This is a genomic window from Sutterella seckii, from assembly GCF_009183815.1.
GTDB lineage: Bacteria > Pseudomonadota > Gammaproteobacteria > Burkholderiales > Burkholderiaceae_F > Sutterella > Sutterella seckii.
The window spans coordinates 15,151-30,003 of sequence record NZ_WEHX01000020.1; the positions used below are offsets into that span (position 1 = coordinate 15,151).

The window sequence follows — 14,853 nt, forward strand, 5'->3', positions numbered from 1 at the left end:
CCCATTCCCGGGAGGCTTTTTTGTTTTATCCCGCCGCCAACTCTTCCATAACCGTCAGGATCTTCCTGGCTGACGAGGACTCGAAGGGGTCAATCCGGGTGATGTTCTCCATTGAGCGAAGCCACGTCAGCTGCCGCTTCGCGAGCTGACGAGTTGCGGCGATGCCGGCAAGCCTGAATTCATCATACGTGCGCCTGCCTTCGAGATATTCAATCGCCTGACGGTACCCTACAGCACGCATGGCCGGACTTTCGGGATCGAAATCGGGTCTCGCCATCAGACCCTTCACTTCATCGATGAATCCAGCAGCGAGCATGGCATCAAAGCGTTTTTCAATCAGCTCATGAAGGCGCTTGCGGTCCTCGGGCACCAAAGCAACGGTTGCCATGGGGAATGCCGGTCGGGCTTCCCGTCGATGAAAGCTAGAGAGGGGCTTTCCCGTCATGCGGTAGACCTCCAGCGCCCTGCCGATTCGCTGCTTGTCATTAGGCGCGAGCCGCGCCGCCGTCTCCGGATCGCAGGCTTGAAGAATTTCATGCATGGCGGGCCAGCCAAGCTTTTCCGCTTCCTCAGCGACCCCTGCCCGGACCTCCGGAGAGGTCGTCGGCATTTCGTCTATCCCTTCGCGAAGAGCCTTCGCGTAGAGCATGGTTCCGCCCACAATGAGCGGAATCCGGCCTCTTCCCCGGATTTCGTGCACGAGCCGCGTGCAGTCCGTCACGAAGTCTGCAGCGCTGTAAGGTTCATTGATCTCTCGGATATTGATGAGATGGTGGGGTGCTGCCCGGAGCTCCTCTTCGGTCGGCTTGGCGCTACCGATATCCATTCCCCGGTAGACCAGGGCAGAGTCAATCGAAATAATTTCCACGGGGTACTTTTCCGCGAGATTCAGCGACAGCGCGGATTTCCCGGACGCCGTGGGTCCGAGAAGCAGCAGGGCAATCGGTTTTTCCGTCATCAGCGTCCCCTCATGAAAAGGCGATCGAGCTCTTCCATGGAGAGCGCAGTCCAGGTGGGGCGGCCGTGGTTGCACTGATCCGCCCGCTCTGTTTTTTCCATATCCCGCAGAAGCTGATTCATTTCAGGGATGGAGAGCTTTCTATTCGCTCGGAAGGCGCTGTGGCAGGCCATTGTCGAGAGGATCCGGTTGCGGAGCACTTCAATCGCCTCCGACTGATCGTACTGATGGAGGTCGTCAAGCACCTCCCGCAGAAGCGCCTCCAACTCCGGCACGGGCGTGTCCGAGAGCATGGCCGGGATGCTTCTCAGCACCACTGCCTGCTGATCCGCCCCGGTGGCATCCAGGCCTAATTTCCCAAGCTCCCCGACATGCTCCTCAAAAGCCGCATACTGCAGAGGCGTCACGCGAACGACGAGCGGAATAAGCAGGGGCTGCACCGCCATGCGGCTTTCATCCATCGCTTTTTTGAGGCGCTCGTAGAGCACTCTTTCCGCGGCTGCATGCATGTCCACGATGACGAGGCCTCTCGCGTTTTCCGCAAGAATGTAGACGCCGCCGATCTGCGCCACAGCGTGCCCAAGCTCGCCCGCGCCGTCCGTCTGCGCGCCGTCGCTGCCGTCGGCTTCCTCGAAAATGTTCGCGGTCGCGGGCTGCGCCGCCTGAACCTTTGCCGGCTCAAAGGATGGGAAAGGCGGCACGGCAGGCACATCTCGCTTTGTATTTTCCTCAAGCGGAATCTCTTCAGACTCAGCCGCTTCCTTTTCCGGCGTCAGAGACGTTTTCGCGCCGAAAAGCGCCATCGCCCGATCCACCGCCTGAGGAGAAGGCCTTTGCACCGACGGATAGGCAAAGGGCATCGGCGCAGCTGCAGGCTTCTGCGCCGACACCTGGGCGGGCGAAGGCTTTTCCCCTGCGCCCCCGCCGAAAATAGAGCTTTCGCGCCGTTCCGGAACGGCACCGGACTTTGCAGAAAAAGCGCTGTCCGCAAAGGCAGGCCGCCCTTCATCGGAGGAGAGCGGCGGCGCAATGACGGCCTTCACGGCCTGAGTAATGAACTGATGCACCCGACCCGATTCCCTGAAGCGCACTTCCGTCTTTGTCGGATGCACATTGGCATCGACCTCGTCGGGGGGAAGCTCGAGGAAAAGGCAGTACATCGGCTGCGCCTGTCCATGAAGCACGTCCTCGTACGCGGCGCGCACGGCATGCGCCATCACGCGGTCGCGAATAAAGCGGCCGTTCACGAAAAAGTACTGCGCTTCCGTGCGGGTCCTCGAAATGGTGGGAAGGCCTATCAGCCCGGTAAGCCGCCATTTTCCGGACTGTGCATCCACTTCGCGCGAAGCCCCCCGGAAATCCTTCGGCATCAGATCCGCAATGCGTTCGGCGTGAGAATCCGCGCGCTCGAGACGCATCGTCTGACGGCCGTTTGTGAAGAGCGTGAGCGAAACCGAAGGATTCGCGAGCGCAATGCGCTCGAGCTGCGTCACCACATGGGCATTCTCCGTGCTCTCCGACTTCATGAATTTGCGGCGCGCAGGGGTCTTGTAGAACAGATCCTTCACCTCAATGCGCGTGCCGGGTTCCATGCCGGATGCGGGCTCAATCGCTCCCTCACGGATCTGCCACGCCTGATTCTCCTCCGGCGTTCTTGACTGGATGCGAAGGTCTGCCACGGAATCGATTGACGCGAGCGCTTCACCACGGAAGCCGAGCGTCACAACATGCTCGAGCTCCTCGAGCGACTTCACCTTGCTCGTGGCATGGCGCTTCAATGCGAGGGGAAGCTCCTCCTTCGGAATGCCGCAGCCGTTGTCGGAGACAAGTATACGCTGCAGTCCTCCGCCCTCAATGCGCACTTCAACGCGGTCGGCACCCGCATCGACGGAATTTTCAACGAGTTCCTTGACGACGGAGGCCGGCCGTTCAATCACCTCGCCTGCGGCGATCTGACTGATGAGCTGGGAAGAAAGTTCTTGAATGGAACGGCGGGGCATGGATGTGTTGAACCCAAAAGTACGCTGCTCTGAGAGGCAGCAAATGCAAAGTTTTACGACTCTGACATGTCGGGATTAAATCCTGACATGCGCTAAGGAGCTCTAAAGCGTCATCCCGTTATGATAGGGGGCCCGGCGGGAGGCCTTCGGGCTTCAGCCTTTTTCCTTCATAGATTTTTTGCGTTTCCGGCCATGGACATCTTCGGACTGATTGTTGAGCTTTTCACCAATGCCGACCATTTTCTCGTGTCGCTTGCGACAAACTACGGCACGCTCATCTATGTCGCGATGTTCATCATCTTCTTTCTCGAAACGGGATGCGTCGTCATGTCGTTTCTGCCGGGCGATTCGCTCCTTTTCGTCGCGGGCACCGTTGCAGCCGCCGGTACGGCAAGCCCCTGGATGATCATGCTTGCCGTCATCCTCGGCGCGATTTTCGGCAATTCCGTGGGCTACGCGACGGGCAAATGGCTCGGGAACAAGATTTACGACGGCAACATCCGCTGGCTCGATGCGAATAAGCTTCAGCACGCGCACGACTTCTACGTCTCACACGGCGGCAAAACCATTCTCTTCGCCCGCTTCGTACCCATCATCCGCGCTTTTGCGCCGCTCGTCGCCGGTGCGGCGCGCATGGACGGGCTGCGCTTCGAGCTCTTCAGCGGCGCGGGCGCCGTCCTCTGGGCGGTCTCCATTGTCGGAGCGGGCTACCTCTTCGGCAACATCCCCTTCATTCAGCAGAATCTCTCGAAGATTCTGCTCCTCGGCATCCTCGCCGCCATCTCGGGTCCCATCATCGTGGGCTTTGCCTGGAAGTGGTTCCAGAAGTTCCAGGAATCCAAGGCGGCAAAGTTCTGAGGCCGTTTCCTCAGGGATAATCGTCATTAATCCGTCATATTTTTGAGCCTAGAATAAGAGGAAAATCACATCATTTTCTCTTATTCTGCGGAATGCCGATGACGGAAAAACAAAATCAAGAAGCCGCTGCCGCCGACCTGAAGACGGCCGCGGAAACGCCCGTTAACCCCAAGGAAGCGGCCGCTCCTGAAGCGCCTGCGCCCGAAACTGCGTCTGCGGCTCAGACGACCAAAAAAGCGTCCGGGACTGCGAAGGCTCCCGCTCAGAAAAAGCGCGCCCCCGCAAAGAGCCGTGCGGCCCGCCGCACGCCTCAGGCCCAGAGCGACGACGTCCCGCCGCCGCTTCCGCCTGTTGAGGGCGTGCCGGACCTGAACGACCCGCTTCTTTACATCAATCGCGAACTCAACTGGACTGAATTCGACCGCAAGGTGCTTGATGAAGCGTGCGATCCGAAGACGCCGCTCCTCGAGCAGCTCAAGTTCCTCGCGATCTTCCACAACAACCTTGATGAATTCTTCATGGTTCGCGTGGCAAACATCATCCGTCAGTTCAAGATCGGCGCACCGTCGACCTCTGCGGACGGACTCGCTCCCGTGAAGCAGCTCGCCGAAATCCGCCGCCGCGTTCTCGGCATGCTCACGCGCGCCCAGAACCACTGGAAGCAGAAGCTCCTTCCGGAACTTGCGAAGAAGGGCATCAACATCGTCCGCTACAAGGATCTGACGGTCAAGCAGAAGGACTTCCTCGAGGGGTACTTCCTGAACGAGATCTATCCGATCCTCACGCCTCAGGCGATCGACGCCGGCCACCCGTTCCCCACCATCTCGAACATTTCGATCAACATTCTGATCGAGCTCGAATCTGAGGACGGCAACGTCCGCTACGCGCGCCTCAAGTGCCCGAACAACATGCCGCGCTTCATCTTCGTGCCCCGCACGAAGGAATCCGCCTATGCGGAGCTCGGCTTCAATTCGAACGGACGCGACGACGACATCATCCTGATTGAGGACCTGATCCGCGAGCATCTCGACAAGCTCTTCAGCGGCCACAAGGTGAAGAAGTCCTTCATCTTCCGCATCACCCGCAATACCGACCTCGAGATTGAGGAAGACGAAGCCGACGACCTGCTCGCTGCGGTGAAGGACTTCATCGACCAGAGGCGCTTCGGCGACGTGATCCGTCTTGAAGTGGAGCACGGTTCGGACCCGGCGCTCACCAACTTCCTTACGGAAAAGCTCGATCTTCTGCCTTTCCAGGTCTTCCGCATCAAGGGCCCGCTCGCCATGAGCGAATTCATGCCCCTGATCGGCCTCGACCGCCCGAACCTGAAGGACGCGCCCTATAAGGGGCTCGAACCTGCCTTCATTGCCGAGGGCGACGTTTTCCCGACCATCAAGAGCCACGACGTCTTCCTCTACCACCCGTACGAAAGCTTCAACGGCGTTCTTGAATTCATCCGCGAAGCGGCGAGCGACCCGCAGGTCGTTGCCATCAAGCAGACGCTCTACCGCTGCGGCAGCAACAGCCCCATCGTCGCGGCCCTCATCGACGCGAGAAGACGCGGCAAGCAGGTGACGGCTGTTGTTGAACTCAAAGCCCGCTTTGACGAGGAGCGCAACATCAACTGGGCTGAGGAAATGGAAAAGGCGGGCGTCAACATCGTCTACGGCTTTGCCGGCCTCAAGATCCACGCGAAGCTCTGCCTCGTTGTGCGGCGCGAGTCGGAAGGCATGTGCCGGTACGTCCACATTTCGACCGGCAACTACAACCCGGGAACGGCGAAGATCTACACCGACTATGCGCTCTTCACGGCCAACCGCGACATCTGCTCGGACGTCTCCGACCTCTTCAACGTAATGACGGGGTATTCCGATCAGACGAAGTACCGCGAGCTTGTCGTCTCGCCCCACAGCACCCGGAACGCCATCATTGCCCACATTGAGCGCGAAATCGAGTGCCACAAGAAGTCGGGCAAGGGCGAAATCATCCTCAAGTGCAATCAGCTCGTCGACCGCGCCATCATCCGCACGCTTTACGCTGCAAGCCAGGCGGGCGTCAGGATTTCGATCATCGTGCGCGGCATCTGCTGCCTGCGTCCCGGCATCCCGGGGGTGAGCGAAAACATCACCGTGAAGAGCATCGTGGGAAGGTTCCTCGAACACGCCCGCGCCTACTACTTCCGTCACGGCGGGAATCCCTTCATGCTGATCGGCTCGGCCGACCTCATGCCCCGCAATCTTGACGGCCGCATCGAGGTGCTTACGCCCGTGCTCGACAAGAACATCCGCGACCGCATCAAGGCGACGCTCGATCTACAGCTTGCCGACAACGTGCAGAGCTGGGAGCTCCTGAGCGACGGAAGCTACAAGCGCCTCTCGGTTCCGAAGAACGGCAAGGCCGTCGACTCCCAGTCGGTGCTTGCCAAGCACTACGGCTGGGCGGAATAAAACCCGTCAAAAGAAACGGCGCTTTTCCCTGCAAGGAAGAGCGCCGCCGGAAAATTTTGAGCAGAACGCGCTGGAGAATCTCCCGCGCGTTCTTTTTTCGCCCGAAGCTTTCGGAATTACTTCGCTTCAGCCGTGAGCGCCACCAGGCGCAGCGTCACGCCAAGGCTCTTCACCCAGGAAGACATCGGCATGAATTCGCAGGAACTGTGGAAGTTGTGCGCACCGGTGAAGTAGTTCGGGGTCGGGATGCCCTGCGTCGAGATGAAGGAGCCGTCCGTACCGCCGCGCATGGCGAGATTGATGGGCTTCACGCCTTCAATCGCCATCGCTTCGCGCAGGAGATCCACGCAGGCGCTGTTCTCAAGCTTGATCGCGTCGGCGATGTTGCCGTAGACGTCTTCAAAAGAGAGCGCAAACTTGGCGCGCGGATAGCGGACCTTCAGATATTCGACGGCGGCAGCAATGAGCGCCTTCTTGGCCTTGTAGCCTTCGAGGTTGTGATCGCGGATCTTGAGCGAGACCGAGCAGCGCGAGGGGCCGCCCGAAATGCCGTTCACCCAGACGAAGCCCTCGGTGCCGGCCGTACATTCCGGCGTCTGCGTGCGGTCGAGCATGCTCATGAAGTCGTGCGCGGCGAGAATCGGGTTGACGAGGACGCCCTTCGAGGACATCGGATGCGCCGTCACGCCCTGGATCTCGAGCTTTGCGCTTCCGGCATTGAAGGTCTGCCAGACGATTTCGCCCAGTTCGCACGAGTCGATCGTATAGGCGAAGTCGACCGGGAACTTCGTGAAGTCGATCTTCTTGGAACCCAGGAGCCCGATTTCCTCATCCGGAACGAACGCCACCCAGATGTCGCCGTGCGGGCGCTTTTCTTCCTGAATGACGTGGAGCGCCGTCATGATGTTGGCGATTGCGGACTTGTTGTCGGCGCCGAGCACCGAAGTGCCGTCCGAGACGACAAGATCGTCGCCCTTATAGCGCTCGACCTCAGGATGCTCGGAAACGCGCAGCCAGAGATCCTTTTCCTTATTGAGGCAGATGTCGCCGCCCTGGTAGTTGCGAATCACCTGGGGATGCACTTCAGGCGAGAGGCCCGCATCCACCGTATCGAGGTGAGCGCACCAGCCGACCCTGGGCGCTTTGCTGCCGGCAGGGAGGTTGGACGGCAGGTGCGCCGTCACGACGGAATATTCCGACACGGCGATGTCAACCAACCCGAGGCCTTCAAGCTCCTTCGCGAGAAGTTCGGCAAGGGTCCTCTGACCCGGCGTGCTCGGCACAACCTTCGCCTTCGGGTCGCTCTGGCTCGTTACAGCCGCATAACGCAGAAAACGTTCAAGAAGCTCTTTCCTGACATCGATCATTTTTATTGTCTCCTCTTGGTGTGAGCCAAAGAGAAAACGCGCCCATCCGGCAGCTGCCCTCAAGCAAAGGACAGTCCGAAATCCGGGCGCGTTTTCCGGTTTGGGCTTTATTTACTTATCCGCGCGCTCTTCGAGCACGGCAACAGCCGGAAGCGTCTTTCCTTCAAGGAATTCAAGGAAAGCGCCGCCGCCCGTGGAAATGTAGGAAATGCGGTCTTCAACGCCGAACTTGTCGATCGCGGAAACCGTATCGCCGCCGCCCGCAATCGAGAAAGCGCCGTGGTCGGTCGCTTCAGCAATCGCGTAGGCAAGCGCCTCGGTACCCTTCGCAAAGGGAGCCATCTCGAAGACGCCCACCGGACCGTTCCAGACGATCGTGCCGGCCGAGCGGAGTTCCTTCGCGAGGTGCTTAGCCGTTTCGGGGCCGACATCGAGAATCATCTCATCGGCTTCGACTTCATCAACGCCGCAGACGCGGTTGGGCGCATCCGCCGCAAAGGCCTTGGCGGCGACGACGTCCACAGGCATCGGAAGGGCTGCGCCCTTCTTTTCCAGAATGGCGAGGACCTTCTTGCATTCATCAACGAGATCCGGTTCCGCGAGGGACTTTCCGATCGGGTGACCCTCGGCGAGAAGGAACGTATTGAGAATGCCGCCGCCAACGATCAGGCGGTCCACCTTTTCCGCGAGGTTCGAGAGAATCGTGAGCTTTGTCGAAACCTTGGAGCCCGCGACAATGGCAGCGAGCGGACGCTTCGGGGCCTCGAGCGCCTTCGTAAGCGCATCAATTTCCTTCGCCATCAGGGGACCGGCGCAGGCAATCGGCGCAAAGCGGGCAACGCCCACCGTGGTCGCTTCCGCACGGTGCGCCGTGCCGAAGGCGTCGTTCACATAAACGTCACAGAGCGCCGCGTACTTCTTCGAGAGCGCTTCGTCGCACTTCTTTTCGCCCACGTTGCAGCGGCAGTTTTCGAGAATCACCAGGTCGCCCGGCTTCACATCGACGCCGTCAACCCAGTTCTTAACGAGCGGCACCTCGCGCCCGAGGAGCTCGCCGATGCGGTCGGCAACCACCTGCAGCGAATCGGCCGGCAGAAGCTGACCTTCCTTGGGGCGGCCGAGATGGCTCGTCACCATCACGGCAGCGCCGGCTGCGAGCGCCATGCGGATCGCGGGGAGGCTCGCCTCAATGCGGGCGTCGTTCGTGATCGCGCCTTCGTCGTTGCGGGGCACGTTGAGGTCGCTGCGGATCAAAACGCGCTTACCGGCAAGAAGTCCCTTATCTGCCAGATTTTCAAGAGTATTCACATGCATTCTGATGCTCCAGAAAGGAAAATACAATGTAGAAAAAGCCGCATCATCCGTATTCAATACGAATGAAATGCGGCTTTCATGTTTCAGAAAAAGAACTGCACGCTTACTTCGCAGCCATCATGGCGCAGGCGGTATCAAGCATGCGGTTGGAGAAGCCCCACTCGTTGTCGTACCAGGCCATCACCTTGACGAGACGTCCCGAGACCTTCGTGAGGGTCGAGTCGTAGATCGAGCTGTGCGGATTGTGGTTGAAGTCGCAGGAGACGAGCGGCAGATCGTTGTAGCCGAGGATGCCCTTCAGTTCGCCTTCGCTCGCTTCACGCAGGATCGAATTGATTTCATCGATCGTGGTGTCGCGCTTCGCGAGGAACGTAAGATCAACGAAGCTCACGTTGATCGTCGGCACGCGGACGGCAAAACCGTCGAGGAGGCCGTTCAGTTCCGGAAGCACAAGGCCCACGGCCTTCGCGGCACCCGTCTTCGTCGGGATCATGGAGTGGGTCGCAGCTCGGGCGCGGCGCAGATCCTTGTGATAGACGTCGGTGAGCACCTGGTCATTCGTGTAGGAATGAATGGTCGTCATGAGACCGCGCTCGAGACCGATCTTTTCCTGCAGGGGCTTCACGAGGGGAGCGAGGCAGTTGGTCGTGCAGGAGGCGTTCGAAACGACGATGTCGGTCGCCTTGAGGGTCTTCTCATTGACGCCGTAGACGATCGTTGCATCCGCGGTCTTGCCCGGAGCGGAAAGAAGAACCTTCTTTGCGCCCTGCTCGATATGAGGCATCGAAAGCTCCTTCGAATTGAAGGCGCCCGTGCATTCCATCACGAGATCAATGCCGAGATCCTGCCAGGGGAGTTCGCGCGGATTGCGCGTGCCGAAGACATGGATGCGATCGCCGTCAACGATCATGTCCTTGCCGTCGACCTCAACCTTGGAGCCGAAGGGGCCATGCACGGTGTCGTAGCGAAGGAGGTGCGCATTCACCGTCACGTCACCCGGGGAGTTGACGGCCACGATTTCAATGTCGTGCTTCTTGCCGTACTCGTAGTGGGCGCGAAGAACATTGCGGCCGATTCGGCCGAAGCCATTGATAGCGACGCGAATTGTCATGTTTTCTGTTTCCTAATAATGGTGGTGGTGACGGTTGAATTACTTGAGAAGCCCTTCGACCTTGGCAATCACGTTTTCGACCGTGAAGCCGAACTTCTGCCAGAGGTCCTTCGCGGGAGCGCTTTCGCCGAAGGTATCGACGCCGAGCACGTCGCCGCGGCCGGTGAAGTACTTCCACCAGAGGTCCGTGCGGCTCGCTTCCATCGCGAGAACGGGCGTGCCGGGCGTAAGGACCGACTCGCGGTATTCCTTCGTCTGACGGTCAAAGCGCGTCGTGCAGGGCATCGAGACCACGCGGGCCTGGATGTTGAGGGCCGCGAGCTTCGCGCGGGCTTCCATGGCAAGACCCACTTCAGAGCCCGTTGCAAGGAGAATGACCTGCGCCTCGCCCTTGCCGAGGGGCGCTTCCGCAGCCACGTAGCCGCCCATCGCAATCGCGTCGGCATCCACTTCGTCGCGGTCCACAAAGGGAAGGTTCTGGCGCGAGAAGATGAGGCAGGAAGCGCCGTCGCGGCGCTCGATGGCGCTCGCCCAGGCAACGACCGTTTCAACGGTGTCGGCAGGACGCCAGACGTCCATGCCCGGGATCAGGCGCAGGGACGGAATGTGCTCGACCGACTGATGCGTCGGACCGTCTTCGCCGAGACCGATCGAATCGTGCGTGAAGACGTTGATCGCGCGCAGATTCATGAGGGCCGACATGCGAAGCGCATTTCTCGAATAGTCGGAGAAGGTGAGGAAGGTAGCGCCGTAGGGGATGAAGCCGCCGAAGAGCGCAATGCCGTTCAGAATCGCCGACATGCCGAATTCGCGCACGCCGTAGCTGATGTGGCGGGCGTGGAAGTCGCCCGTATTGAGGCTCTTCACGTCCTTCCAGTTGGTGAGGTTCGAACCCGTGAGGTCGGCCGAACCGCCAAGGAGTTCGGGAAGTGCGGGAGCGAGGGCATTAAGGGCCTTCTGGCTCGCCTTGCGGGTCGCCACCGTTTCCTGCGCTTCCTCGGCCGCGCAGACGGCGTCCATCACGATCTCGTCCCAGTTTTCGGGGAGGTCGCCGGCGAGCCGGCGCGCGAGTTCCGCGGCTTCCTTCGGATAGGCCTTTTCATAGGCCGCGTACATTTCGTCCCACTCGGCTTCAAGGGCCTTGCCGGCTTCGCGGTGATCCCAGGCCTCATAGACCTCTTCGGGGATCTCAAAGGGACCGTAGTTCCAGCCGAGCGCAGCCTTCGTGGCGGCGATTTCCTCGTCTCCCAGCGCTTCGCCGTGCACCTTCGCCGTGCCCTGACGGTTGGGAGAGCCCTTGCCGATCGTCGTCTTCGCGATGATGAGAACGGGCTTGTCTTCCGAGGTCTTCGCTTCGGCGATCGCGCGGTCCATGGCATCGATGTCGTGCCCGTCGACGGGCCCGATCACCATCCAGCCGTAGGCTTCGAAGCGCTTTCTCGTGTCGTCCTGGAACCAGCCGCGGACGTCGCCGTCGATCGAAATGCCGTTGTCGTCGTAGATCGCGATCAGCTTATTGAGGTGCCAGACGCCGGCAAGCGAGCAGACTTCGTGGCTGATGCCTTCCATGAGGCAGCCGTCGCCCAGGAACACATACGTGCGGTTGTCGATGACGGGGAAGCCCTCGCGGTTGAATTCCGCGCCGAGGAGCTTTTCGGCGAGCGCCATGCCGACGCCGTTCGCGATGCCCTGGCCGAGCGGACCCGTCGTCGTTTCGACGCCCGGAGTCACATGCACCTCGGGGTGGCCCGGGGTTTTGCTGCCGAGCTGACGGAAGGCCTTGAGGTCGTCCATCGAGAGGTCATAGCCCGTCAGATGCAGAAGCGCGTACTGCAGCATCGAGCCGTGGCCGTTCGAGAGAATGAAGCGGTCGCGGCCGAGCCACTTCGGATCAGCGGGATTGAAGCGCAGATGGCGCGACCAGAGCGCCGTGGCGATATCTGCCATGCCCATCGGCATGCCGGGGTGGCCGGACTTGGCTTTCTGAACAGCATCCATGGCGAGCGCGCGGATCGCGTTCGCCATCATCTGGGGAGAGACCTTTGACATGTGAAGTCGTTCTCGGTGAGTAGAGAAAATATGGTAGGGGCCGCTCAAATGAAATGGAGGCCCCTCACTGAATCTAATATTTTAACATTCAGGGACCTTTTTCCCGAATCCTGTTTTCTCCCAGTCCGTCATGTCTCTGCCGCGCTTTTTCGTTGATGCTCCGACCGATGCCTTCGCCGAGGGCTCTTCCTTCACGCTTCCCGCCAAAGCCGCGCACCATGCCGGCCGGGCGCTGCGGCTTGCCGCAGGCGAACGGGTCGAGGTCTTCAACGGCTCGGGCTTTGCCTGGTCGGGGCCCATTGGCTTTTCTGCCGACTCCGCATGGGTGGAAATTGATGCCGTGACGGAGAAGGCAAACGAATCCCCGGTCTTCATGACCCTCGTTCAGAGCCTCGTCGCCCCGGAAAAGATGGAATGGATCGTGGAAAAGGCCGTCGAAACCGGCATCTCCGCCATTCTTCTGGTTCCGGCGGAAAGATCCGTCACGAAGCTCTCGGGAGACCGGCTCGCAAAGCGCCTTTCAAGGCTCACGGATATTGCACGCTCGGCGGCGGAGCAATGCGGGAGAAATGTCGTCCCGCGAATTTCGGCTGCGCCGACGCTTAAAAGCGGGCTTGCCGAAGCAGAAGGCGAAGTTCGCCTCATGCTCGCCCCGGGAGCGGAGCCGCGGATACCGGAAGCCATTCGACCGGGACTCCGCTCGGCGGCATTCGCCGTCGGCCCGGAAGGGGGCTTCACCAGCGCGGAAATTGAACTCGCTGCAGCCTCGGGCTGGACGCCGATGCTCCTCGGGCCCCGCGTGCTGAGAACAGAAACGGCAGGACTTGCAGCCGCCTGCTGGCTTCAAACGATTGCCGGAGACTTCCCGCGCTGAGAAGCAGTCCGCTGGTCGCACTTTAAGTCCAAACCTCAGTTCAGCCGGGTCGGGCCGCCCGCATCTCCGGGCGCATTTTCGAGAGGCTCGGCGGAGCGCTTCTGCGCGTCGTCGCTCGACGCCTGGAGCTGGCGAACCTTCCCTTCATTCTGGGCGAGCTTCGTCTCGACGATCCCCGTCACTTCCGTCCACTTCCTGAAGCCCAGCTGCTTCACGCCGGCGCGGGTTTGAGCAAATTCCGGTCCGGTGCGCTTCTTTCTCGAAAGCTGCACGGCATGGTCGGAGTCGCCTCCGGCGGCAACGCGCATGCGGCTTCGTTCCTTGAAGACCCTTTCGGAGTAGCCGCCGTCGGACGGCTGATTCGCCGCGCCGAAATAGAATTTGAGGGCTTTCTGAACGCTCCCCGTCCGCGTGATGAGGCGCGAAAGGATAGACGTGCCGACGACCATCGAGGGATAAGGTGCAAGCGCCGCCTGAGGGCCCCCGAAGGCATGGAACTTTTCCGCATGAACGCGCGTCATCACCTGCATGAGGCCTTCAGCGCCTGCGCCGCTCTTCGCCTTGGGATTGAAGCTCGACTCCACCGCGGCGACGGCGAGTATCAGCAGCGGATCGACGTCAAAGCCCGCGCCGATTTCCACGGCCCACGTGGTGAGCTGCTCGGCCTCGGCCATGGGCACGCGGTAGCTGCGGGAAATATAGGTCGCAACTTCCTTTTCAGAGACGCTGAGCGCGTCCTCTTTTTCCGCCGGCACGCCGTTCGGGTGAGCCTCTTCCCACGGGGCAATGAGCGCATCAGCTCCCGCGTCCTCGGCTTCTTCAGCTTCGAGTGCGAGCGCTTCAGCGGCAACCTCAGTCTTCACGGGCGCTGTCGTATAGCCCGCGATATGAAGGCCGACGGCAGCCGCAACGGCGAACGAAGCGATGACGCCTGTCGGCCAGAAGCGCTCCAGAACGGGCTTTTTCTCCTCGTGGGTAATGGCGGATGGGGAAGTTTTGACTTTTTTCTTCATAAATCTTGGCGGCGGCAGACTTCTGAGCAAGGCGAAGAAAAGAATCGCGCTTTGCCAGGGAGAAGTTTGGATGCGCCCTGCGGGGACAGGAAACAAACGCATCCGGTCTGCGTGAAAGCGGCTTCAGGGCGTGATGCGCCAAAGTGCATCCGTTATGTCAGCCGAACCGCTTTTGCCTGGGTCCTTCTAATGGGTATCCAGTCCGTTCTTCTTAGGGTTTTCTCGCATGGCGAAGACTGGAACTGCCCGGAGATTAGCAGAAAACCCGCTGGAGGTGGACAAAGATAATTCCATTTCCCTTAAAAATCAAATTATTCCTCGTTTCCAAACCTGTGCATTTGATTCCAGATGCTTCCGTTCCGGCCGGATTCCCCGGGCATAGAATGATGGGACATGCCTTCAACCAGAAGCCTCCCGGAGGCGGCAGGAGAAAGAAAAAATGAAGCGCAAACCCATTCATCGCGGAGGCATCGTCTCTGCCGGCTACGACCCGACGCGCCGTTATCTTGATGTGGAATTCGATACGGGGAGAATTCTGCGCTGCGAATCCGTGGGCTCCGAAGTGGCGGACCGCTTCCTTCATTCCGGCTCCCCCATCACATACTGGCGCGAGGAAATCGAGGACGTCTACACCATTCATGAGGTGTCCGCGAAGGAAAGCGACGAAGAGAAGCCCGTCGCCAAAAAGAGCATCGACGATCTGAAGCGCCTTTTCGGCGACCTCTGAGAGAAGCTCCTCTCGCTCTCGATATCAAGGGTCTTCAATCGGGTAGGAGGCATGGGATTAGTTCCCATGCCGTCCTCCCACACCACCGTACGTACGGTTCCGTATACGGCGGTTCCTAGTATCAAGGCTTAACGG

11 protein-coding genes are annotated in these 14,853 nt (G+C 60.1%); 4 read left to right on the top strand and 7 right to left on the bottom strand.

The features are described 5' to 3' along the window. Window positions 1–25: 25 nt before the first annotated feature. The gene (miaA, locus tag GBM95_RS04860) at window positions 26–958 is read right to left on the bottom strand and encodes a tRNA (adenosine(37)-N6)-dimethylallyltransferase MiaA (RefSeq protein ID WP_152158058.1); all 933 of its coding nucleotides are present in this window, start codon (window positions 956–958) and stop codon (window positions 26–28) included. Continuing rightward, entirely contained in the window at window positions 958–2,958 is a 2,001-nt protein-coding gene (gene mutL / locus GBM95_RS04865; RefSeq protein ID WP_152158059.1) for a DNA mismatch repair endonuclease MutL, read from the bottom strand. The genes miaA and mutL overlap by 1 nt, the downstream gene beginning before the upstream one ends. 192 nt (window positions 2,959–3,150) lie before the next feature. On the opposite strand from mutL, the gene GBM95_RS04870 reads away from it, so the two are divergent. Beyond that, window positions 3,151–3,816, top strand: coding sequence for a VTT domain-containing protein (locus GBM95_RS04870; protein ID WP_152158060.1), 666 nt, complete (start codon window positions 3,151–3,153; stop codon window positions 3,814–3,816). Window positions 3,817–3,914: 98 nt separating this feature from the next. Further along, a complete protein-coding gene (gene ppk1, locus GBM95_RS04875) occupies window positions 3,915–6,263 on the top strand; it encodes a polyphosphate kinase 1 (RefSeq protein ID WP_152158061.1) in 2,349 nt (782 codons plus the stop codon). 116 nt (window positions 6,264–6,379) lie between these two features. Here the strand turns inward: ppk1 and pepT are convergent, their stop codons facing one another. From pepT to tkt, 4 genes are all read right to left on the bottom strand, one after another. Next, window positions 6,380–7,630: a peptidase T gene (gene pepT, locus GBM95_RS04880; protein WP_152158062.1), complete on the bottom strand. Its 1,251-nt coding sequence runs from the start codon at window positions 7,628–7,630 to the stop codon at window positions 6,380–6,382. A gap of 111 nt (window positions 7,631–7,741) precedes the next feature. After that, window positions 7,742–8,944 carry a phosphoglycerate kinase gene (locus GBM95_RS04885; protein WP_152158063.1) on the bottom strand — a complete coding sequence of 401 codons (1,203 nt, stop codon included), beginning with the start codon at window positions 8,942–8,944 and terminating at the stop codon, window positions 7,742–7,744. A gap of 103 nt (window positions 8,945–9,047) precedes the next feature. Beyond that, entirely contained in the window at window positions 9,048–10,055 is a 1,008-nt protein-coding gene (gap, locus tag GBM95_RS04890) for a type I glyceraldehyde-3-phosphate dehydrogenase (protein ID WP_152158064.1), read from the bottom strand. Between the two features lie 39 nt (window positions 10,056–10,094). Further along, window positions 10,095–12,104, bottom strand: a complete 2,010-nt coding sequence (gene tkt, locus GBM95_RS04895; protein WP_152158065.1) for a transketolase — start codon at window positions 12,102–12,104, stop codon at window positions 10,095–10,097. A gap of 130 nt (window positions 12,105–12,234) precedes the next feature. Between tkt and GBM95_RS04900 the strand changes: the two genes are divergently transcribed. Then, entirely contained in the window at window positions 12,235–12,978 is a 744-nt protein-coding gene (locus GBM95_RS04900; RefSeq protein ID WP_152158066.1) for a 16S rRNA (uracil(1498)-N(3))-methyltransferase, read from the top strand. A gap of 35 nt (window positions 12,979–13,013) precedes the next feature. On the opposite strand, the gene GBM95_RS13100 is transcribed toward GBM95_RS04900, so the two are convergent. Continuing rightward, window positions 13,014–13,991: a transglycosylase SLT domain-containing protein gene (locus tag GBM95_RS13100; protein WP_193222576.1), complete on the bottom strand. Its 978-nt coding sequence runs from the start codon at window positions 13,989–13,991 to the stop codon at window positions 13,014–13,016. A 439-nt stretch (window positions 13,992–14,430) separates the two neighbouring features. Between GBM95_RS13100 and GBM95_RS04910 the strand changes: the two genes are divergently transcribed. Then, window positions 14,431–14,718, top strand: a complete 288-nt coding sequence (locus GBM95_RS04910) for a KTSC domain-containing protein (RefSeq protein WP_152158067.1) — start codon at window positions 14,431–14,433, stop codon at window positions 14,716–14,718. Window positions 14,719–14,853 lie beyond the last annotated feature (135 nt).

What these genes read in the sequence shown, in the direction of transcription:
- miaA (WP_152158058.1), bottom strand. Translation starts at nt 958, where the DNA reads ATGACGGAAAAACCGATTGCCCTGCTGCTTCTCGGACCCACGGCGTCC.
- mutL (WP_152158059.1), bottom strand. Translation starts at nt 2,958, where the DNA reads ATGCCCCGCCGTTCCATTCAAGAACTTTCTTCCCAGCTCATCAGTCAG.
- GBM95_RS04870 (WP_152158060.1), top strand. Translation starts at nt 3,151, where the DNA reads ATGGACATCTTCGGACTGATTGTTGAGCTTTTCACCAATGCCGACCAT.
- ppk1 (WP_152158061.1), top strand. Translation starts at nt 3,915, where the DNA reads ATGACGGAAAAACAAAATCAAGAAGCCGCTGCCGCCGACCTGAAGACG.
- pepT (WP_152158062.1), bottom strand. Translation starts at nt 7,630, where the DNA reads ATGATCGATGTCAGGAAAGAGCTTCTTGAACGTTTTCTGCGTTATGCG.
- GBM95_RS04885 (WP_152158063.1), bottom strand. Translation starts at nt 8,944, where the DNA reads ATGCATGTGAATACTCTTGAAAATCTGGCAGATAAGGGACTTCTTGCC.
- gap (WP_152158064.1), bottom strand. Translation starts at nt 10,055, where the DNA reads ATGACAATTCGCGTCGCTATCAATGGCTTCGGCCGAATCGGCCGCAAT.
- tkt (WP_152158065.1), bottom strand. Translation starts at nt 12,104, where the DNA reads ATGTCAAAGGTCTCTCCCCAGATGATGGCGAACGCGATCCGCGCGCTC.
- GBM95_RS04900 (WP_152158066.1), top strand. Translation starts at nt 12,235, where the DNA reads ATGTCTCTGCCGCGCTTTTTCGTTGATGCTCCGACCGATGCCTTCGCC.
- GBM95_RS13100 (WP_193222576.1), bottom strand. Translation starts at nt 13,991, where the DNA reads ATGAAGAAAAAAGTCAAAACTTCCCCATCCGCCATTACCCACGAGGAG.
- GBM95_RS04910 (WP_152158067.1), top strand. Translation starts at nt 14,431, where the DNA reads ATGAAGCGCAAACCCATTCATCGCGGAGGCATCGTCTCTGCCGGCTAC.